This is a genomic window from Chitinophaga sp. NPDC101104, assembly GCF_050277495.1.
Classification (GTDB): Bacteria; Bacteroidota; Bacteroidia; order Chitinophagales; family Chitinophagaceae; genus Chitinophaga.
The window spans coordinates 516,164-534,741 of the sequence record NZ_JBNNSF010000001.1 but is presented as its reverse complement, the minus strand read 5'-3'; the positions used below and the strand labels follow the sequence as shown (position 1 = coordinate 534,741).

At 54.4% G+C, this 18,578-nt stretch carries 19 protein-coding genes; 8 read left to right on the top strand and 11 right to left on the bottom strand.

What is annotated here, in order from left to right; all coding sequences use genetic code 11:
- Window positions 1-21 precede the first annotated feature (21 nt).
- The 10 genes from ACQKLP_RS02330 to ACQKLP_RS02285 form a co-directional block, all read right to left on the bottom strand.
- Window positions 22-813: an amidohydrolase gene (locus ACQKLP_RS02330; protein WP_427319680.1), complete on the bottom strand. Its 792-nt coding sequence runs from the start codon at window positions 811-813 to the stop codon at window positions 22-24.
- A gap of 73 nt (window positions 814-886) precedes the next feature.
- On the bottom strand, window positions 887-1,348 hold the full coding sequence (locus ACQKLP_RS02325; RefSeq protein ID WP_427319678.1) for a regulatory protein RecX: 462 nt from the start codon (window positions 1,346-1,348) through the stop codon (window positions 887-889).
- 60 nt (window positions 1,349-1,408) lie between these two features.
- Window positions 1,409-3,748, bottom strand: a complete 2,340-nt coding sequence (locus ACQKLP_RS02320) for an ATP-dependent helicase (protein ID WP_427319676.1) — start codon at window positions 3,746-3,748, stop codon at window positions 1,409-1,411.
- A gap of 115 nt (window positions 3,749-3,863) precedes the next feature.
- Window positions 3,864-5,375 carry a M28 family peptidase gene (locus ACQKLP_RS02315; RefSeq protein WP_427319674.1) on the bottom strand — a complete coding sequence of 504 codons (1,512 nt, stop codon included), beginning with the start codon at window positions 5,373-5,375 and terminating at the stop codon, window positions 3,864-3,866.
- Between the two features lie 126 nt (window positions 5,376-5,501).
- Window positions 5,502-5,960: a ribose 5-phosphate isomerase B gene (gene rpiB / locus ACQKLP_RS02310; RefSeq protein ID WP_427319672.1), complete on the bottom strand. Its 459-nt coding sequence runs from the start codon at window positions 5,958-5,960 to the stop codon at window positions 5,502-5,504.
- A gap of 50 nt (window positions 5,961-6,010) precedes the next feature.
- Window positions 6,011-6,856: a twin-arginine translocase subunit TatC gene (gene tatC, locus ACQKLP_RS02305; protein ID WP_427319670.1), complete on the bottom strand. Its 846-nt coding sequence runs from the start codon at window positions 6,854-6,856 to the stop codon at window positions 6,011-6,013.
- A 620-nt stretch (window positions 6,857-7,476) separates the two neighbouring features.
- Window positions 7,477-8,748 (bottom strand): hemolysin family protein, encoded by a 1,272-nt coding sequence (locus tag ACQKLP_RS02300; protein ID WP_427319668.1) that lies wholly within the window; start codon window positions 8,746-8,748, stop codon window positions 7,477-7,479.
- Window positions 8,749-8,801: 53 nt separating this feature from the next.
- Window positions 8,802-9,371 (bottom strand): guanylate kinase, encoded by a 570-nt coding sequence (gene gmk / locus ACQKLP_RS02295; protein ID WP_341842442.1) that lies wholly within the window; start codon window positions 9,369-9,371, stop codon window positions 8,802-8,804.
- A gap of 5 nt (window positions 9,372-9,376) precedes the next feature.
- Window positions 9,377-10,690, bottom strand: coding sequence for a UDP-N-acetylglucosamine 1-carboxyvinyltransferase (murA, locus tag ACQKLP_RS02290; RefSeq protein ID WP_427319666.1), 1,314 nt, complete (start codon window positions 10,688-10,690; stop codon window positions 9,377-9,379).
- The gene (locus ACQKLP_RS02285) at window positions 10,687-11,394 is read right to left on the bottom strand and encodes a DUF4290 domain-containing protein (protein ID WP_427319665.1); all 708 of its coding nucleotides are present in this window, start codon (window positions 11,392-11,394) and stop codon (window positions 10,687-10,689) included. Before ACQKLP_RS02285 ends, murA begins: the two co-directional genes overlap by 4 nt.
- 172 nt (window positions 11,395-11,566) lie before the next feature.
- Here ACQKLP_RS02285 and ACQKLP_RS02280 point away from each other — a divergent pair, with 172 nt between their 5' ends.
- Together ACQKLP_RS02280 and ACQKLP_RS02275 are read left to right on the top strand one after the other, a co-directional pair.
- Window positions 11,567-12,352: an SDR family oxidoreductase gene (locus tag ACQKLP_RS02280; protein WP_427319663.1), complete on the top strand. Its 786-nt coding sequence runs from the start codon at window positions 11,567-11,569 to the stop codon at window positions 12,350-12,352.
- A 118-nt stretch (window positions 12,353-12,470) separates the two neighbouring features.
- The gene (locus tag ACQKLP_RS02275) at window positions 12,471-13,511 is read left to right on the top strand and encodes a tryptophan 2,3-dioxygenase (RefSeq protein WP_427319661.1); all 1,041 of its coding nucleotides are present in this window, start codon (window positions 12,471-12,473) and stop codon (window positions 13,509-13,511) included.
- A 77-nt stretch (window positions 13,512-13,588) separates the two neighbouring features.
- Here ACQKLP_RS02275 and ACQKLP_RS02270 read toward each other — a convergent pair whose 3' ends face one another.
- On the bottom strand, window positions 13,589-14,056 hold the full coding sequence (locus tag ACQKLP_RS02270) for an Lrp/AsnC ligand binding domain-containing protein (protein WP_126245778.1): 468 nt from the start codon (window positions 14,054-14,056) through the stop codon (window positions 13,589-13,591).
- A gap of 460 nt (window positions 14,057-14,516) precedes the next feature.
- On the opposite strand from ACQKLP_RS02270, the gene trmB reads away from it, so the two are divergent.
- Genes trmB through ACQKLP_RS02240 form a run of 6 tightly spaced genes read left to right on the top strand, consistent with a single transcriptional unit; the run spans window position 14,517 to window position 18,569 of the window.
- Window positions 14,517-15,224, top strand: a complete 708-nt coding sequence (gene trmB / locus ACQKLP_RS02265; protein ID WP_427319658.1) for a tRNA (guanosine(46)-N7)-methyltransferase TrmB — start codon at window positions 14,517-14,519, stop codon at window positions 15,222-15,224.
- Entirely contained in the window at window positions 15,196-15,393 is a 198-nt protein-coding gene (locus ACQKLP_RS02260) for a DUF5522 domain-containing protein (RefSeq protein WP_126245780.1), read from the top strand. The genes trmB and ACQKLP_RS02260 overlap by 29 nt, the downstream gene beginning before the upstream one ends.
- Window positions 15,326-15,739 (top strand): MGMT family protein, encoded by a 414-nt coding sequence (locus ACQKLP_RS02255; protein ID WP_427319656.1) that lies wholly within the window; start codon window positions 15,326-15,328, stop codon window positions 15,737-15,739. The genes ACQKLP_RS02260 and ACQKLP_RS02255 overlap by 68 nt, the downstream gene beginning before the upstream one ends.
- 30 nt (window positions 15,740-15,769) lie before the next feature.
- Window positions 15,770-16,213 (top strand): IPExxxVDY family protein, encoded by a 444-nt coding sequence (locus ACQKLP_RS02250; protein WP_427319654.1) that lies wholly within the window; start codon window positions 15,770-15,772, stop codon window positions 16,211-16,213.
- 40 nt (window positions 16,214-16,253) lie between these two features.
- The gene (locus ACQKLP_RS02245) at window positions 16,254-16,493 is read left to right on the top strand and encodes a 4a-hydroxytetrahydrobiopterin dehydratase (RefSeq protein ID WP_341842433.1); all 240 of its coding nucleotides are present in this window, start codon (window positions 16,254-16,256) and stop codon (window positions 16,491-16,493) included.
- A 36-nt stretch (window positions 16,494-16,529) separates the two neighbouring features.
- The gene (locus ACQKLP_RS02240; RefSeq protein ID WP_427319652.1) at window positions 16,530-18,569 is read left to right on the top strand and encodes a histidine kinase; all 2,040 of its coding nucleotides are present in this window, start codon (window positions 16,530-16,532) and stop codon (window positions 18,567-18,569) included.
- Window positions 18,570-18,578: the final 9 nt, after the last annotated feature.

The following is an 18,578-nucleotide window of genomic DNA, read 5'->3' as shown; positions in this document are numbered from 1 at the left end:
AGCCAAATCCCACCCGATTTTTTAGAGGATCATGAAACGGTCGGCGTCTTTCATGAAAGGGAATTTCGCGCGCAGTTCGTCGAGGTGCCGACGGCTGAGGGTGTAGGTAAACACATCTTCGTCGTGCTCCTTGCGGTAAATGATCTCGCCGACGGGGTCGATGAGGCTGGTATCTCCGCTGTGGTAGATGTTATTGCCATCGTTGCCGACGCGGTTCACGCCGATCATGTAGCACTGGTTTTCGATGGCGCGCGCCTGCAGGAGGGCTTTCCAGGGCGTACTGCGGCGCTCGGGCCAGTTGGCGACGTTGATGAGCACGTCGTATTCCGGCTGCCCGTCGTCTTTGATGGTGTTGCGGCTCCAAACGGGGAAACGCAGGTCGTAACACACGGTCAGGTTGATTTTCCAGCCTTTTACGGAAGCGATGAGGCGCTTGTCGCCCGCTTCGTAATGATCGTCTTCCCCGGCAAAGCCGAAGCGGTGACGTTTATTGTAGGTGCCGAACTGCCCGTTAGGCAGCATCCAGAGGAGGCGGTTGAAATATTGTCCGTTTTCCTCGATGATGAGGCTCCCGGTGATGATGGCATTCTTTTGCTTCGCTTTCTGCTTCATCCATTGTACGGCAGAGCCGTCCATCGTCTGGGCCAGCTTTTCCGGCGCCATGCTGAAGCCGGTGGAAAACATCTCGGGCAGCACGATCACTTCCGTCCTTTCCTTGATGGCGTCGATTTTTTCATCGAACATGGCCAGGTTGGCCGCAATATCTTCCCAATGCAAATTCGCCTGAACGAGCGAAACGGTTAAATCTGACATACAATTATGATTCTAGCGAAACGACCTCAAATTTACGCAGCAATAACTTAGAAAGTTTTGAAATCATGCAGGATTATTCCGTCTTTTTTGAAATTTCTTCAACCGCTTCGCGGGAAAGATCGGATTCGAAGCCCCTTTGCAGGAGGTACTGCATGGTTTTCCACGTCCGCTTCATCGGTTGTTCTCCCTTCAGGCTGGCGAATTTCCGTTTCGCGAGCTGCTTCAGCACCCGGTCGTAATCTTCCGGGTCGATTTCCGACAATCCTTTCCGGATGCAGTAATCCGACACCTGTTTCTGCTTCAGCATGAGGCTGATCTTCTTCCGCCCCCATTGCCGCATGCGGAACTTTCCGCCGGCGTAGGCGCGGGCGTAGCGTTCCTCGTTCACGAAATTATCCTGCACCAGTTGCGCGATGGCCTCGTCGGCCGCGTCTCCGTAAAGCCCCAGTTCCCGGCATTTCTCTTTCACTTCGGAATGGCACCTTTCCTGGTAAGCGCAATAGGTGCGCAACTTTTCCATATCGCTGCTGCTCATATTCTCAAAAAAAAGACCGGCCGTTGATCGGCCGGCCCGGGTGAGTAATGTTATGAAAAATTACTGCCGAACGATCATGAGTTTGGCGTAATTGAGCATGATCTTCTTTTCGCCGCCCGCCTTGGGGAACATCACCGTGGCGATGCGGTTGTTGGGCGCGCCTTCCATGCTGATGATCTTTCCGAAGCCGAATTTCTGGTGCTCCACGTCCATGCCCACTTCCATATTCGCCGGATCGTCTGCCGTGAAGTTGGCCGACGGCGTATGGTTCGTGGCAGCCGGGGAAGAGATCACGCGGGGCCGCGGCTCCTGCTGTGCAGGGCGGGAAGGCCCTGCCGGTGCGCCCGGCGTCTTGCGCTTGTCGAACATCGTGCCCCAGGAGGCACCGCCGCCGCCACCCATGCTTGCGCTGTTGCGGAGGCCGCCGCCGGCGTAGCTGCGATCGAGGTACTTCTCGGGAATTTCTTCCAGGAAGCGGCTCGGCTCGTTCTGCTGCAACTGTCCGAAACGGTAACGGCTATTGGCGTAAGTGATGAACAGGCGGCTCTTGGCACGCGTCACGGCCACATAGAAAAGCCGGCGCTCTTCTTCCAGCTCCTCGCGGGAGTTGATAGACAATCCACTCGGGAAAAGCCCTTCTTCCAGTCCCACGTTAAATACCACCGGGAATTCGAGGCCTTTGGAAGCGTGGATGGTCATGAGTTTCACCACGTCGCTGTTCTCGTCGTTGGTATTGTCTGCATCGGTGAGCAGGGTGATCTGCTGGAGGTAGATGCCGAGGGATTTATCGTCAAGCAGTTCGCCGTCTTCCGTCGGCGTTTCCGTGAATTCCTTGATGGAGTTCAACAGTTCCTGCACGTTTTCGTAACGGGCGAGGCCTTCGGTGGTTTTGTCGTTGAAGAGCTCCTTCACGATGCCGGTGCTTTTACCCACCTGAACGGCCACTTCGTAGGCGTTATGTTTGTCGAGCATCACGCGGAAGCTCTGGATCATGATCACGAAATTCGCGATGGCTTCGAGCGTACCGCCTTTGAAACCGAATTCGTTCGCTCTTTCCAGCACTTCCCAGAAAGTGATGTTCTGGTCGTTGGCGAGAATAGACACCTTTTCGATGGTGGTTTTACCGATGCCGCGGACGGGGTAGTTGATGATGCGCTTGAGGGCTTCTTCGTCGCGGGAATTGGCGATGATCCGCAGGTACGCGATGAAATCCTTGATCTCTTTGCGCTGGTAGAACGAAAGCCCGCCGAAGATCCGGTAGGGAATGGCCTGCCGGCGAAGGCTTTCCTCGAACGACCGGCTTTGCGCGTTGGTACGGTAGAGGATGCAGAAATCGCGGTTGGAGAAGTGGTTGCGCAGCTTCAGTTCGGCGATGCTGTCGGCCACCATTTTACCTTCTTCGTTATCGGTATTGGTGCGTACCAGCTTGATTTTGTCGCCCTCCACATTGTCCGTCCACAGGTTCTTTTCGATCTGGCCCTTGTTTTTCGAGATCACTTCGTTGGCGACGTGGAGGATGGATTTGGTGGAGCGGTAGTTCTGTTCCAGCTTTACCACCTTCACATCGTCGTAATCTTTCTCGAACTGGAGGATGTTCTGGATGGTGGCGCCGCGGAAGGAGTAAATCGACTGCGCATCGTCTCCCACCACGCAAATATTTTCATGGACGGCACCGAGCAGTTTCACGATTTCGTACTGCGCGGGGTTGGTATCCTGGTACTCATCGATCATGATGTACTTGAACTTGTGCTGGTACTTGGCGAGCACGTCGGGGAAGCCCTTCAGCAGCTGGTACATTTTGAACAGGAGGTCGTCGAAGTCCATGGCGCCGTTCTTGTAGCAGCGCTTCACGTACATGTCGTAGATTTTCCCGGTCAGCGGGCGGCTGGCGCGCTGATCTTCCTGCTGGAGGTAATAATCCACCTGGTACGCTTCCGGCCCGATAAGGCTGTTCTTGGCCGCGGAAATGCGGTTGTATACGAGGTTCGGTTTGTAGTGTTTATCGTCGAGGTTCAGCTCGTTGATGATGGTTTTCACCACGCTCTTGGCGTCGTCTGCGTCGTAAATGGTGAAATCGCTGGGGTAGCCCATCTTCGGGGCATCTGCACGCAGCAGGCGGGCAAACACGGAGTGGAAGGTGCCGATGTAGAGATTGCGGGCCTCGTTGCTGCCGAGGATCTTCTCCACACGTTCCTTCATTTCCTTGGCTGCCTTGTTGGTAAACGTCAGGGAAAGTATATTGAAAGCGTCCACCCCGTTACGCATCAGGTGGGCGATCCTCGTCGTCAGTACCTTGGTTTTGCCCGATCCGGCACCGGCAATGATCATCAGCGGCCCCTGCAGGGTCAATACCGCTTCTCTTTGCCGGTCGTTCAGGCCGTCTAAATAGTTTGCACTCATCACTGAAAAAATTTGCGAGTGGTAAAAGTACGATTTGACGGCCGGATCACGAAATAAGTGGATAAACAACGTGGCGCAAGGGCATAAAAAAAACGGCCCGGAGGCCGCTTTTCAGTTATTTCTCGTTCCTGTCCACCTTCAGCCGGTCTTTCCGGTTGGCGACCTCCCAGGCGGTGTAGAACACCAGTTTGGCGCGTTTCGCCAGGAGGTTGTAGTGGATTTTTTCCGGTTTGTCACCCGGGCGATGGTAATCCTCATGCACCCCGTTAAAATAGAAGATGATGGGAATTTTATGTTGCGCGAACATGTAATGGTCCGAACGGTAGTAGAAACGGTTGGGATCGTTGGGATCGTTGTATTTGTAATCCAGGGTCAGCCCCGTATGCTTGTTGGCGGCTTCGCTGATGGGGCGAAGGTCTGAGCTGAGCTTGTCGTCGCCGATGATGTACACGTAATTCGTGTCCGTCTTGTGATCGTCGTCTATCCGCCCGATCATGTCGATGTTCAGGTCGGTAACGGTTTGGGCGAGGGGATAGATGGGATGGTCGGTATAATACTGCGATCCCAGCAGCCCTTTTTCTTCACCGGAAACGGTCATGAACACGATGCTTCTGCGCGGTCCTTTACCGGCTTTCTTCGCTTTCATGAAAGCGTCTGCCATGGCGATAACGGATACCGTACCGGAACCGTCGTCGTCCGCGCCGTTATGGATCTGTCCGTTGATAATGCCCACGTGGTCGTAGTGCGCCGTCACGAACACGTATTCGTCTTTCAGATCGGTACCGGGCAGGATGCCGAGCACGTTGCTGGATTTTATTTCTTCCGTTCCCTTTTTGAATTCGAGGGCGGTTACCTGTCCGGTGATGGGCGTGGTGCCGGTTTTGGCGGCGGCTACCAGTTCCGGCCATTGTTTTCCGAAGATGGCGCTGGCCACTTCGGGAGACACGAAGTAGGTATTGGGGATGTATTCCATGGTTTTCATCATGGGCCAGTAGAGGCCGGTGCGGCGCATACGGGAGCCGCCGCGGCCGCCGAGGTTGTACCGCTCGCTGACCATGAATACCGCTACGGCGCCGTGCCCGGCTGCGTTGCGGAGTTTATCGGTGATCGCGCCTTTTTTGGCGCCATCTTCTTCTGCCAGTACCACGATCTTTTCGCTGCCGTCCATACCTTTCCAGGGGTCGGCCGTTTCGGTGGCAACGCCGTAACCGGCGAATACGGCGGGCGTGGCGCCAAGTTGCTGGCTAACGGCTTCTTTCACGGAGGCGTAATATTCCTGTCCGAATGAGAAGGTTTTGCCGCCGGCCTGGATGGAGCTTTGTGCCAGGGTGTCTTGCAGGAGCGAGAAAGGCTGTTCCCATTCGCCGTTGCCTGCACCGGGCTCGAGCCCCGCGGCTTTGAACTGTTCGATGATATATTTGGCGGCTTTATACTGGCCGGGGGTGCCGGTTTCGCGGCCTTCCATTTCGTCGCCGGCTACGATAAACAGGTGTTTTTTGAGCTTGGCGGCCGTGATGGTCTCCGCATAGGGCGTGGCGGCGGTGCGCTTCAGGGGCGTGGCGGCCTTCTGTGCGCAGGCGGCGGTCCCGATGGCAAGGAGGCAGGCCAGCATCGATTGTTTCTTCATTCGCAGGTTTTTAATGCGCTAAAATTAAGGTTTACGGCTGTTGCCACCGCTACCATTCAAATAAAAAGAGGCTGTTTGCACAGCCTCTTTGAAAAATATTTGCCGAAAGACCCGGCCCTGCGCGGTCTACATGCAGGCGATCTTCTTTACGCGGTTTTCGTGACGGCCGCCTTCGAAAGGGGTAGACATGAACACGTCCACCATTTCGGTTGCCGTAGGCACGCTTACGAAGCGCGCGGGGATGCAAAGCACATTGGCGTTGTTGTGGCTCCTCGCCAGGCGGGCAAGTTCGTCGCCCCAGCAAATGGCCGCGCGGATGCCCTGGTGCTTGTTGGCCGTGATGGCCACGCCGTTCGCACTGCCGCAGATCAGGATGCCGAAGGCATGTGTCCCGTCTTCCACGGCGCTGGCTACCGGGTGCGCGAAATCGGGGTAATCCACGGAGTCGACAGAATAAGTGCCGAAATCCTTTACCTGTATCCCTTTCCCTTCCAGCCAGGAAATCACTTCTTCCTTGTAATCGAACCCAGCGTGGTCAGACCCGATGGCGATCGGCAGGGAAAGATCGAATGTCGTTTGTTCCATACCCAATGGATTTTTATTTGGTGTTGATGGTAGTTGAATCTGCTGTCTTATCAGGACCACTCTTCGATTTCCGCTTTCTCTTTCTTCGCATACGTTCTGGCCGAGATCAGGATACTCACTTCATACAGCAGGTATAAAGGTACGAAAACGAGCAATTGGTCAAGTACGTCGGGCGGGGTGATGATGGCCGCCAGTACGAGGATAACGACGATCGCATGCCTCCGGTAGTTCCGCATGAAGGTAGGCGTAAGAATGCCCAGCTTGGTGAGGAAATATACGAGGATCGGCATTTCGAACAGTGCGCCCATCCCGAGGATGATCTGCGACATGAGCCCGAAATAATCGTCGATGAAGAAGTCGTTCTTGATCACTTCAGACACGGTGTAGCTGGCGAGGAAGTTGATCATGAACGGGGCGATGAGGAAGTAGCTGAACGCGATGCCCATGAGGAACTGGAGGCTTACCCAAAAAATAACGCCCCTGGAGCCCTTGGCCTCATTGTCTTTCAGGGCAGGGCGAATAAACCGCCACAGTTCCCAGCACACGTACGGGAAAGCGCCGATAACGCCGATGATCATGGCCAGTTTGAACTGGAGCATGATCTGGCCGGCCATTTTGGTATTCTGGAAAACGATGGGCGGCGGTGTGATGCACATTTTATCGCCCAGTCCGAAATAATGGCTGGCGGAGCAAATCCATCTGTAGGTGGGGAAGTCGGCCTGTGTGGGGCCGAAGATCACTTTGGTCAGGATCCAGTCTGTGAACACGAATCCCAGGATGCTCACGATCACGATCGCAGCTGCAGAGCGGACCAGGTGCCACCGGAGCTCTTCCAGGTGGTCGAAAAACGACATCTCTGCTTTTTCCTCGTTACTCGAGAATAACTTCTTTAACATGCGCTATCAGAATCAGGAGCACAAATATAACATGCCCCGAAGAGTTGAATGTGAAAAAAAACGGTGGCTAAGGTAATAAGAAAATTACGAGAAAGTAAGAGGAGATTGATATAGGGCAAAAAAAAGAGCCAGCCCGAGAAGAATCAAGAGCCGGCCTTTCATCCATTGTTTGTTAACCCCAAAAAAGTTGAATTCGAGAATGTCTTTTTCGCTTCTGTTGGATTGAAACTTGCACCCTTTAATGGCAAGCTATTCAGATGTAAGTCGCAATCGTGACTAAAGCATTCAATTTTCTAAAACAAAAATAGAAAGAAATATCGTATTATCAATGTTACAACAAAGTTTTTTACAACCTTTTAACAAAAATCAAATTATTGTGTTACGTATCAGCACCTAAAGGCTTTCCGTTCGTGTTAATTTCCTACCACTCTTGTAAAAAACGATTTTGCAGCCATTATATTATATTAAAAAATAAATATAACTGAAACCGTTTTCTAAATCACTGCCAATCAACCGATACACTTTGTTTTTGATGGAAACGGCGGACTTTCTCCCGTTTCCGGAACAGCTTGAAAATACAGCCATTCCTCTAAATTACAGCAACAATCAGGCCGGATTGCCTAATCCAGGATTTTCATTTTCACCATCTCGATCCGCGTATCCGTCACGTTCAGCACATCAAACTCGTAATTGTCGATAATAATGCGCTCCTTCAACCGCGGGATCGTCTCGTAATGGGAAATGATGTAACCGGAAAGGGTCTCGCTTTCATCTTCCGGGAAATCGAACCCGTACCGCTCGTTCAGGTAATCCAGCTCCAGGCGGCCGGAAAAAATGTATTCCTTCTCCGCTATCTGCTTCTCCACGAACTCCTCCACATCGTGCTCATCCTTGATATCCCCGAAAATCTCCTCCAGCACGTCTTCGATCGTCACGATCCCGGCCGTTCCGCCGAACTCGTCCACCACCCAGGCGATGCTTCTCCGCTCCTTGTTGAATTTCCCCAACAGGTCGATCGCGCTCATGGTTTCGGGCACGGCGAGGATGGGGTGGATGACGGTGCGAATGTCTTTCGGGTTCTTGAACATGTCCAGCTGGTGCACATATCCGAGAATATTGTCAATATTTTGTTCGTAGATGATGACTTTGGACAATTTCGTATCGATGAACTTCTTCCGGCAGTCTTCTATCGTGGCGGAAATGTCCAGCGCTTCGATCTCTTTCCGCGGGATGAGGCATCCGCGGATCTTGACGTGCACCAGGCTGAGGGCGTTTTCGAACAGCTCGGTGTTCAGTTCCTGGCTTTCGCCCATGTGCTGCTGGCTCTGGCGGATGAAATATTCCACGTCTACCCGCCCGAAGGAACTTTTGTTCTCGATGATGCGCACATTGAACAGGTATTTCAGTATCCACTCCGAAATTGACTCCAGCATGGCGCCGATCACGTAAAAAGGTTTCGACAGTACCGAAATGGGCCATGCGAAAAAGCTCAGCAGGGCTTCGGGGCGGGAGCGGAAGATGCTTCGCGGGATGAAAAACCCGAAAAACAGCACCAGCAGCGTAGCCGCGCAAATCTCGATGAAAAGCGTCAATGCCACGAACTTCGCCACCTGCTCTTCCGATTTCCAGATGGTGAGCCACAGTTGGTCCAGCCATCCGGCAACCAGCATACTATAAATAACGATGCTGATGGTGAGGCCGATGAGGCTGGTGGCGAGGATTTTGGCGGGGTGATCGCTGAAGCCGGCCAGGATCCTGCCGGCTACGCGGCCCTGTTTCTTCTTCAGCTCGATGCTCAGCCGGTTGATATTGGCGAACGCCGTTTCCATGCCGGCGAAGAAACCCGCCAGCAATATCACTAATACCAGTAAAACGATCGTGTAAATATCCATCCGTTCAAAGATATGTGTTTAAGGGCTACGGCAATCGCGCCCATCAATAACGGTTAACGGGCCAAAAAGGTTTCGATCAATTTCCTCACTTCGGCATAAGCCGTTTCCAGCACCTCATTTACAACAATATAATCAAATTCCCTGGCAAACGATAGCTCGTACCGTGCTTTCCCCAGCCTTTCGTCCAGGCTCGCCTGGGTTTCCGTTCCCCGCTCGCTGAGGCGTACCCGCAGCGCGTCGAGCGAAGGAGGCTGGATGAAGATGGTCAGCGCCGTTCCGTGGTATTTTTCCTTGATGCTCAGCGCGCCTTTCACGTCGATATCCACCATGGGCGTTTGCCCGTTGTCCCAGATCCGTTGCAGTTCGCTCTTCAGCGTTCCGTAATACTTCCCGGCATAAACCATTTCATATTCGGCGAAATCGTTCTGTTCGATATGCTCCTGGAAGGTTTCGGGCGACATGAAGTAATAATCCTTCCCGTGCGTTTCCGTTTCGCGGGGCGAGCGGGTGGCGGCGGAGATGGAGAAGGCGAGCTGCGGCATGTCTGCCAGCAGTTTGCGTACGATGGTGGTTTTACCCGCGCCCGAGGGAGCGGTAATAATAATGATCTTGTTGGATGCCATGTGGTTTAGACGCGCTTGATATCTGCTCCCAGGTTCCGCAGGCGCTCGTCGATATACTGGTAGCCGCGGTCGATCTGGTCGATGTTATGGATGGTGCTTTTCCCCTGTGCGCTGAGCGCGGCGATCAGGAGCGAAACGCCGGCACGGATGTCGGGGCTGCTCATGGTGATGCCCCGCAGGGGGTGCTGACGGCCGAGGCCGATCACAGCGGCGCGGTGCGGATCGCAGAGGATGATCTGGGCGCCCATGTCGATGAGCTTGTCTACGAAGAACAGCCGGCTTTCGAACATTTTCTGGTGGATCATCACGCTGCCTTTCGCCTGGGTGGCCACTACGAGCACGATGCTCAGCAGGTCTGGCGTAAAGCCGGGCCAGGGGTGGTCGGAAATGGTGAGGATGGAGCCGTCGAGGAAGTTCTGGATCTCGTAGCTTTCCTGTTCGGGGATGAAGATATCATCGCCCCGGTATTCCATTTTGATGCCCAGCAGCCCGAATTTTTCGGGGATGATGCCGAGGTTTTTGATGCCTGCGTTCTTGATGGTGATCTCGGATTGGGTCATGGCGGCCAGGCCGATGAAAGACCCGATCTCGATCATATCGGGCAGCATGGCGTGCTCGCAGCCGCTCAGGCTGGAAACGCCTTCGATCTCGAGGAGGTTGGAACCTACGCCCTTGATCTTAGCGCCCATGCTGTTGAGCATTTTGCAAAGCTGCTGCAGGTAAGGCTCGCAGGCGGCGTTGTAAATGGTGGTGGTGCCATTGGCCAGCGCGGCGGCCATCACGATGTTGGCGGTGCCGGTTACGCTGGGCTCGTCGAGCAGCATATAAGTGCCGTTGAGGCCGCTTTTGGGCGACTCCAGGCGGAAATAGTTATCGTCCGTATCGTACACGAAGGAAGCGCCCAGGCGCTCGAACCCGATCACGTGCGTATCGAGCCGGCGGCGGCCGATTTTGTCGCCCCCGGGTTTGGGGATATACGCTTTACCGAAACGGGCCAGCAGGGGGCCGGCCATCATCACGGAGCCGCGCAGGCGGCCTGATTTCTTTTTGAACTCGGGGCTTTCCAGGTAATCCATGTTAACGGCATCGGCCTGGAATTCGCAAACGGAGCGGGAAACGCGGTTCACTTTCACGCCGGCGTCTGCCAGCAGCTCGATCAGCAGGTTCACGTCCACGATGTCGGGGATGTTGCTGATGGTCACTTTTCCGGGTGTCAACAGTACCGCGCTGATAATCTGTAATGCTTCGTTTTTGGCTCCCTGCGGTATAATTTCTCCTTTCAGACGGTTGCCGCCTCTAACTTCGAACGCGTTGATCACTTGTTCCTGTTTTTGTTGTATTTGTGTTTGTTCTTGTTGCTCTTGTTCTGCTTGTAGTTGTTCTGCTGGAACTGCTTACGCTTGTTGTTATTGTTGTTGCTGTTCGGAGCAGGCGCGGTGGTGTTGCCGGGAGCGCGGAACTGGGTTTCCATACTGATCACGGGCGCCGGGTTGGCGTTGCCGGATGTGGGATAGTATTGCAGTTCGCCGTGGGTGATAGCCGACAGTTCGGCGCGGATGGCGTCGTCATGCACGTTTTCCTTATGCCAGTTACCGTATGCCAGTTTCATGTAATTGCCGATCACCTGCACGAACCCGTCTTTCATCTCGGGATTATCGGTGGCGAGCGCTTTATCGATCACACGTTCGAGGTTTTTCCCGAAGTGGCGGTGGCGGGGATGTTTTTTGGGATAGGGCAGGCGCTCGGGTTTGGAGCGCAGCGTTTCCCGGGTGGGGATGGGGTATGGGGAGTCCACGTCCAGCCTGAAGTCGGACACCAGGAAGAGGTGGTCCCACAGTTTATGCCGGAAATCTTCCACGTTGCGGAGGTGCGGCTGCAGGATGCCCATCAGTTCGATGACGGCGGAAACCTGCTGCTGACGGTGCTCACGGTCTTTCAACGTCAATATGTATTCGATCATCCGCTGTACGTTCCGGCCGTACTCCCGCATGATGAGGTGATTGCGTGCGGTGTTATATTCCATTAATCTAATTTGTAATGCTGTAAATGTCTTGTATTTCAGCCGTTCTATCGCGAAGTAACAAAAAATATACCTATTTCCTGAACGGCCTGGGTGCAGTTTTATGTATTGCAAACCTAATGAAAAAAAATCATACGCCGTGCGGGGATCGGGGCCGATTCCTTACTTTTACCGCATGAACATCGCGCTGACAGGTAAAACCGCCGTAATCTGCGGGGGCTCCCAGGGCCTGGGGCTCGCATCCGCCCGGGAAATCGCCCTGCTGGGGGCCAGCTGCATCCTCATCGCCCGCAGCGAGGGGCCGTTGCAGGCCGCCGTGGCTTCGCTCGACGCTTCCCAGGGCCAGCAGCACGCCTGGTTCACGGCCGATTTCAACCAGCCCGAAAAGGTGCAGGCCGTCATCCGCGCCATTACCAACGACCGCGTCGTTCACATCCTCGTCAACAATACCGGCGGCCCCTCGGGCGGCCCGATCCTCGCTGCCGAAGGCGGCGCTTTCGTATCCGCGTTCCAGGCCCACCTGGTCTGCAACCAGCTGCTGGCCCAGGCCGTAGTCCCGGGAATGAAGGCAGCCGGATACGGTCGCATCATCCAGATCATTTCCACTTCCGTCAAAACCCCGCTGCGCAACCTCGGCGTCTCCAATACCATTCGCGCCGCCGTCGCCAACTGGGCCAAAACCCTCGCGGGCGAACTGGCGCCTTTCGGGATCACCGTTAATAATGTGCTCCCCGGGTCCATGAGCACCGACCGCCTCCGCAGCCTCTTCCGTGCCAACGCCGAAAGCCGTGGCGTTTCAGAAGCCACCGTGGCCGAAGAATGGCGGCAGGAAATCCCCATGCAACGCTTCGGCGATCCCGCCGAATTCGGCGCCGCCGTCGCTTTCCTGGCTTCGCCCGCCGCTGCTTATATCACCGGTATCAACCTGCCGGTGGACGGCGGCAAAACACCCTCGCTTTAAACCGACGCCATGAATATCTGGAAAAACATCATCAAAAGCCCAACCTGAACCACTCCCGACCGTTATACTGCTGAACGGCCGCCAGTGCGGCCCTTTCCTCAATTTATCTATTTAACACATGCAACAAACGAATGTGCAGTACGGCCCGTACCTGCAACTGGACGCCATATTGAACGCGCAACACCCGGAATCCGACAAACTGGGGCTTCCCGCGCACGACGAGATGCTCTTCATCGTCATCCACCAGGCTTATGAACTGTGGTTCAAACAGCTGCTTTTCGAAGTGGAATCCGTCGCCGATATCATGAGCAAACCCGCCGTGAACGACAATTCCCCCGAATTGCAGACGGTCGTTCACCGGCTTAACCGCAGCGTTACCATCCTCAAGCTGCTCGTGCAGCAGATCGATATCATGGAAACGATGACGCCCATGGACTTCCTCGATTTCCGCGACATGCTCCGCCCGGCGTCCGGTTTCCAGAGCTGGCAGTTCAAAACCCTCGAAGCCAGGCTGGGCCTGCAATACGAAAACCGCTTCGGACAGGAATATTACATCTCCCAGCTCACGCCCGACAAGATCGAAATTATCCGCCGGGCCGAGCGGGAACCTTCCGTGCTGAAGCTCCTCAACGACTGGCTGGAGCGCATGCCCTTCTTCGAGGAGCCCGGCAACTGGGCCGATTATCAGCCCGCCACCAGCGCCTCTGCCGCCGGCGATTCGCTGTGGTTCAACGATTACCGTAACATCTATATGGCCGGCCTTGCAGATGCCGAACAGGCCAACCGCGCGTATTTCGACAAAGTTTTCGGCGACGGCGAAGGGGCAGGCCACCTTTCTCCGAGAGCCAGCCGCGCGGCGCTGTTCATCATGCTATACCGCGGCTATCCCTTGCTGCAACTGCCTTTCCAGCTGCTGAACGCGTTGCTGGAGATCGATGAACAACTGAGCACCTGGCGTTACCGGCACATGAGCATGGTGCAGCGGGTGATCGGCACGCGGATCGGAACGGGCGGAAGTACGGGGAGAGATTATCTGAAAGGCGCGCTGGACAAGCATTACATCTTTGCAGACATTGCGCGGCTGACGAGTTTCCTCATTGAAAGAAGGAAGTTGCCGGAGCTGAGCCCGGCGATGGGGAGGAGATTGGGATTCAGGTGATCCGCATAAAACGGCAAAAAGGGCGACGGCGACCGTCTCCCTTTTTGCCTTTCGCTCATAACGTGAAACCTGCGACCTTACTCTACTACGTTGATGGTGCGCGTGAAACTTTCCTCGAGGGAAATGAACGTTTCGGTGCGCTCGATCCCTTTGATTTTCTGGAGCTCGTCGTGCAGTACGCGGCGGAGGTTGGAAATATCTTTGCAGATGATTTCTGCGAACATGCTCCAGCCGCCGGTGGTATAATTAAGGCGAACGATCTCGGGAAGCTTGCGCAATTCCTTCGCCACAGTGTCATACATGGAGCTTTTTTCGAGGAAAATGCCGATGAAGGCAATGACGTCGTACCCGATCATTTTTAAATCTACATGTAATCTCGTACCTTTAACGATACCCAGCTCTTGCAGTTTCTTCATCCTTACATGGATCGTACCGCCTGATACGAACAGCTTCTTCCCCAGGTCAGCATAGGAGATTTCAGCGTTAGACATCATCTCGCTGATGATCTGCAGGTCCAGTTTGTCAATATTCAAATTGTGGCTCATTTTGACAAAGTGTTTTTGAATGTTTTAAACTTACATGCAAATATTTAAAAAATCTCGAAATTTCCAAAATTTCTCTTAAAAAATTTGCAAAAAATACCCCTTCTCTTTAGATTTGCATCATAATCGTTGAAAACAACGCTTACCCAGCCAAGGGAATTATCAACTTTGTGGGGTGATGAAATTGGCAGACATGCCCTCTCGTCTCGGGGGTGAGGATCACGGGATAAACGTAGCGTAATGGGTTGACCACTAATCTTATTTGTGCTATGGCTAACTGCCTCGTGTAGGTTCGACTCCTACCCCTACAGCATCTCAACGCACCGGTTTACGCCGGTGCGTTTTGTTTTTCCCCATCACAACTCCATTTCTGACCGTTTTGCACCCGCAAATCCGACCTTTCCGGCCCACCCGGCGTCCGCAAGATAGGGGTTTTGATCCCTTTTCGTACTTTTGCGCCCTCATGGGACACAAGAAATTACAGCGATTCGCGGAAATTGAGACCTTTCCCAACGTGCTCATCTATCCGAAAGACATGCCGGGGAAATGGAACAGCCATTTCGGGAACAGCCACCCGCTCACCCTCGAACTGGCCTGCGGTAAAGGCGATTACACCCTCGGCCTGGCACGGAAATACCCTGAAGAGAACTTTATGGGGGTAGACCTGAAAGGCAACCGCATCTGGAAAGGCGCAAAAACCGCCATCGATCAAAAGATAGCCAATGTAGCCTTCCTGCGCACCCAGATCGAGCAAATCACCGATTATTTCGCGCCCGGCGAAGTGAAAGATATCTGGATCACCTTTCCCGACCCCTTCCTCCGGCAGTCCAAGGCCAAAAAACGCCTCACCCACCCCCGGTTCCTCGCGCTCTACCAGCAGCTCCTGGGAGACGGCGGCACCGTGAACCTGAAAACCGACTCCACGGAGCTATACACCTTCACCAAAATGGTGATCGCCCGGATGGGATGCCGCCTCATCACCGACGTTCCCGACGTATACGCCTTGTCCCCGGTTCCGGAGCTCCTCCAGATCCAGACCTATTATGAAGGCATGCACCTGGCAGACGGCAGAACCATCCGGTTCCTTAAATTTGCATTACCGGCTGCGCCGATCGACTGGAAAGCCGCGAACCTCGCAACGGATGAAGAAGCAGCTGCAGGAAAATATTGATTTTTATTACAACGAGCAGGGATATGTTGTGCTGACCGAGCATTTCCACCGGGAACGGGGATATTGCTGCGGCAACGGCTGCCTGCATTGCCCGTTTGATTATGAAAACGTCCCCGAAGAAAAAAGAAAGCGCCTCCTCGAAGCCCGCCGCCCAAAAGACGGAGCCTGATTTCATCGAGCGGGTATTCAGCATCGCCCGGAAAATCCCCCGCGGGCGGGTCACCAGCTACGGCGCCATCGCCGAAAGGGCCGGCATCCGCCTCACCGCCCGCATGGTGGGCTGGGCCATGCACCAGGCCGGGAAAGCCCATCCGCCCGTTCCGGCCCATCGCGTGGTCAACAGCAAAGGCCTCCTGACCGGCGCTGTCCACTTCGCCACCCCCACTTTAATGCAGGAATTATTGGAACAGGAAGGCGTCGAAGTACGCAATAACCAGGTCGTCGGCTTTACGGATAAGTTCTGGAACCCGCCGTTGACCAAAAAGAACACAGCGTTGCCCAAAAAGAAAAAATAGGTGCCAGACCTTTTTCGATAACTTTACCGCATGTCTGTACTTAAATTGAAGCTGGACCAGGACGCACTGGTGGAAGATTTTTTCGAAGACACCTGGCTGGCAGGGATCATTTCCCAGGCCAAAGACTATCAGCTTATCTGGCAACTCAACAAACAACTCGGGTTCGATTTCCGGGTGAACAACACCCTGGAGATCAATCTCGCCAAGAACCGCCGCTCCTTTTTCTTCACCGTGTACGAGCACCAGGAGATCACCAAGGGCGCCGGGCATTACTTCTACAACAATCATTGCAAAGCGGAATTCCTGCTCCCCGAACTGAAGCACGTGGATTACCTCTGGCTCATCAAGGGCAATTACTACCAACAGGCAGACGTGAAAGCGCTCATCGAACAATGCAGGAAGGCAGAACTGGTACAAATGGCGTCGCTATTGGATATGCGCGACATCAAGAACCGCATTAACCTGATATTCTGATAACTTATTCCCCAACCGTCCACCGCAAAAACAACGCACCATGTGGCAGGAAACCGAGCGGCACCTGTACCGCGCCTTCACCTTTCCCGACTTCCGCGAAGCCTTTGCTTTCATGACCAAAGTAGCTTTGGCTGCGGAGAAAATGGACCATCATCCCACCTGGACCAACACCTGGAACAAAGTGGAGATCTGGCTGAGCACCCATAGCGCCGGCAACACCGTCACGGAAAAAGACCGCGCGCTCGCCCGCGTCATCGATCAATTCATCCCCAATTCATAAGCCATTCAAGTGAAGCGCCTATCCCTGATATGCCTGATGATTTGTTCCGTTCTCCTGTGGACGGAACGCGCCGGCGCCCAGGATACGCTGCAACTCGACTTTTCCCGGCCGGTTGACAGGCTCGACCTCCGGCACCAACTGTCTGTTTTTACGGGCGAAGCCACGCCCGCCACCGCCGCGGCGCTTCCCTTCGGGAAAGACACGTCCATCTTCCACCCCAGGAAAAAACTCCTCCACCGCCAGAACGATTGCTGGCTGCGGCTGACCATCCGCAATACCGGGCCGGTCGATTCCATGCTGTACCTCTTCGCAGGCTGGCAGGAACAGCTCCGGTTCTATGCGCAAAACGCGTCCGGCGGGCTCCGGCTCCTTTCCAGCGCAGGCATGATGATGTACGAGCCGGAAGGGGACCGCTGGGACCGGTACGCCTTTCCCGTTCATGTGCCTGCCGGCCAGGTGCGCACTTTCTTCCTCCACATCACCAACCCCTACTACCGCGAAAACGAGCTCATGCCCGTGCTGTACGACGCCATTCACTACGCGCAGTTCCGGCACCACGAGGCAGACCTGTATAAAGCCGAAGTGCTGGTGATCCAGATCGTTATCGGTATGCTGCTGGTTTTGCTCAGCATCACCATCATCAATTACATCCAGCTGCCAGACAGGCCGAGCATGTATTTTTCGGTGTATTTGCTGGGCCTGATCCTGTTTTTCTGCCTCCGGCTGGAAACGAAGCCCTATCAGCTGTCGTTCTTCCACGGCATACCGCTGCTGAAATATTTCTGGGACGTTCCGGCCCTCATCGGCTGTTTCTATTTCATGTCCATGCTCTTCGGCAGCGCGTTCCTGAACCTCCGGGAAAGGTTCCCCCTCATGGCGCGGTACTATTTTTACAGTAATATTTTCTATGCCGGGTGCATCCTTGCCTGCTTCGTGTCTATGGCCATGGGGAACTTCGTTCTCCCCGGCGGGATCTTCACCTGGGCCACCTTTGCGTCGCTGATACCTTTCGGGATTTCTTTCATAGCCCTGGGGCGGCGGATGCGCCATCATCCCCTCATCCGGTTTTTCCTTTACGGATCGCTCAGTTTGTACATCCTGTCTATCTGGTCGTTCCTCCGCAATACCGAGCCCGTTCCCTTCACCCCGCTTCCCGAGCTGGTAAGCCCGTACCTGCTGCTGGTGGTGGGCGTGCTGCTGCAATCCCTCTCATACGCCGCAGGCCTCAGTTACCGGAACAAGCTCGTGCACCAGGAAAAGACCCGGACCCAGGAGCTGCTCATCAAGCAACTGAACAAAAACAAGGAGCTCCAGCGCAAGCTCAACGAGCAGCTGGAAGAACTGGTGCGGGAACAGACCACCGAGATCGTCCGGCGGAAAACGGAACTGGAAGAACAGCGCAAGCTCCAGATGGAGGCCGAATACAGCAAGAAATTCGCGGAAATCGAGCTCAAAGCCATCCGCGCGCAGATCAACCCCCATTTCATCTTCAACTGCCTCAACTCGATCCAGCTGTTCGTCATGCAGCGCGATTACGAGCACGCACAGAAATACCTGTCCGATTTCTCGTACCTGATCCGCAAGACGCTGGACTTCTCCCGCCGCAATTTTATTTCCCTGGCCGACGAAATAACCTATTTAAATACTTATCTTGGTCTTGAAAAGATGCGGTTTGAACAGAAGATGAGTTACGAGATTTTGATGGACCCCACGCTGAACACGGCAGAGCTGGAAGTGCCTGCGATGCTGTTACAGCCTTATGTGGAGAACGCCGTCAAGCATGGGATGAACAACGAAGAGCACACAACAGGACGATTGACCATTCGCTTTACCATGATCGCCCACGACATGCTCGAATGCCTGGTGGAAGATAACGGCATCGGCATCGAGCGCAGCCGCCAATTGCGGACGCTCCCCGGCCATCACCAGTCGTCCGGCATGGAAATCAGCTTCAACAGGGCGGAGTTATTGAACAAAATGTACAATACCGGCATCCAGATCGAAATCATAGACAAATCCACCCGCGAGACACAGGAAAGCGGCACCATCGTGAGAGTGCTGATCCCCCAGTTGTAAAAACGGGAC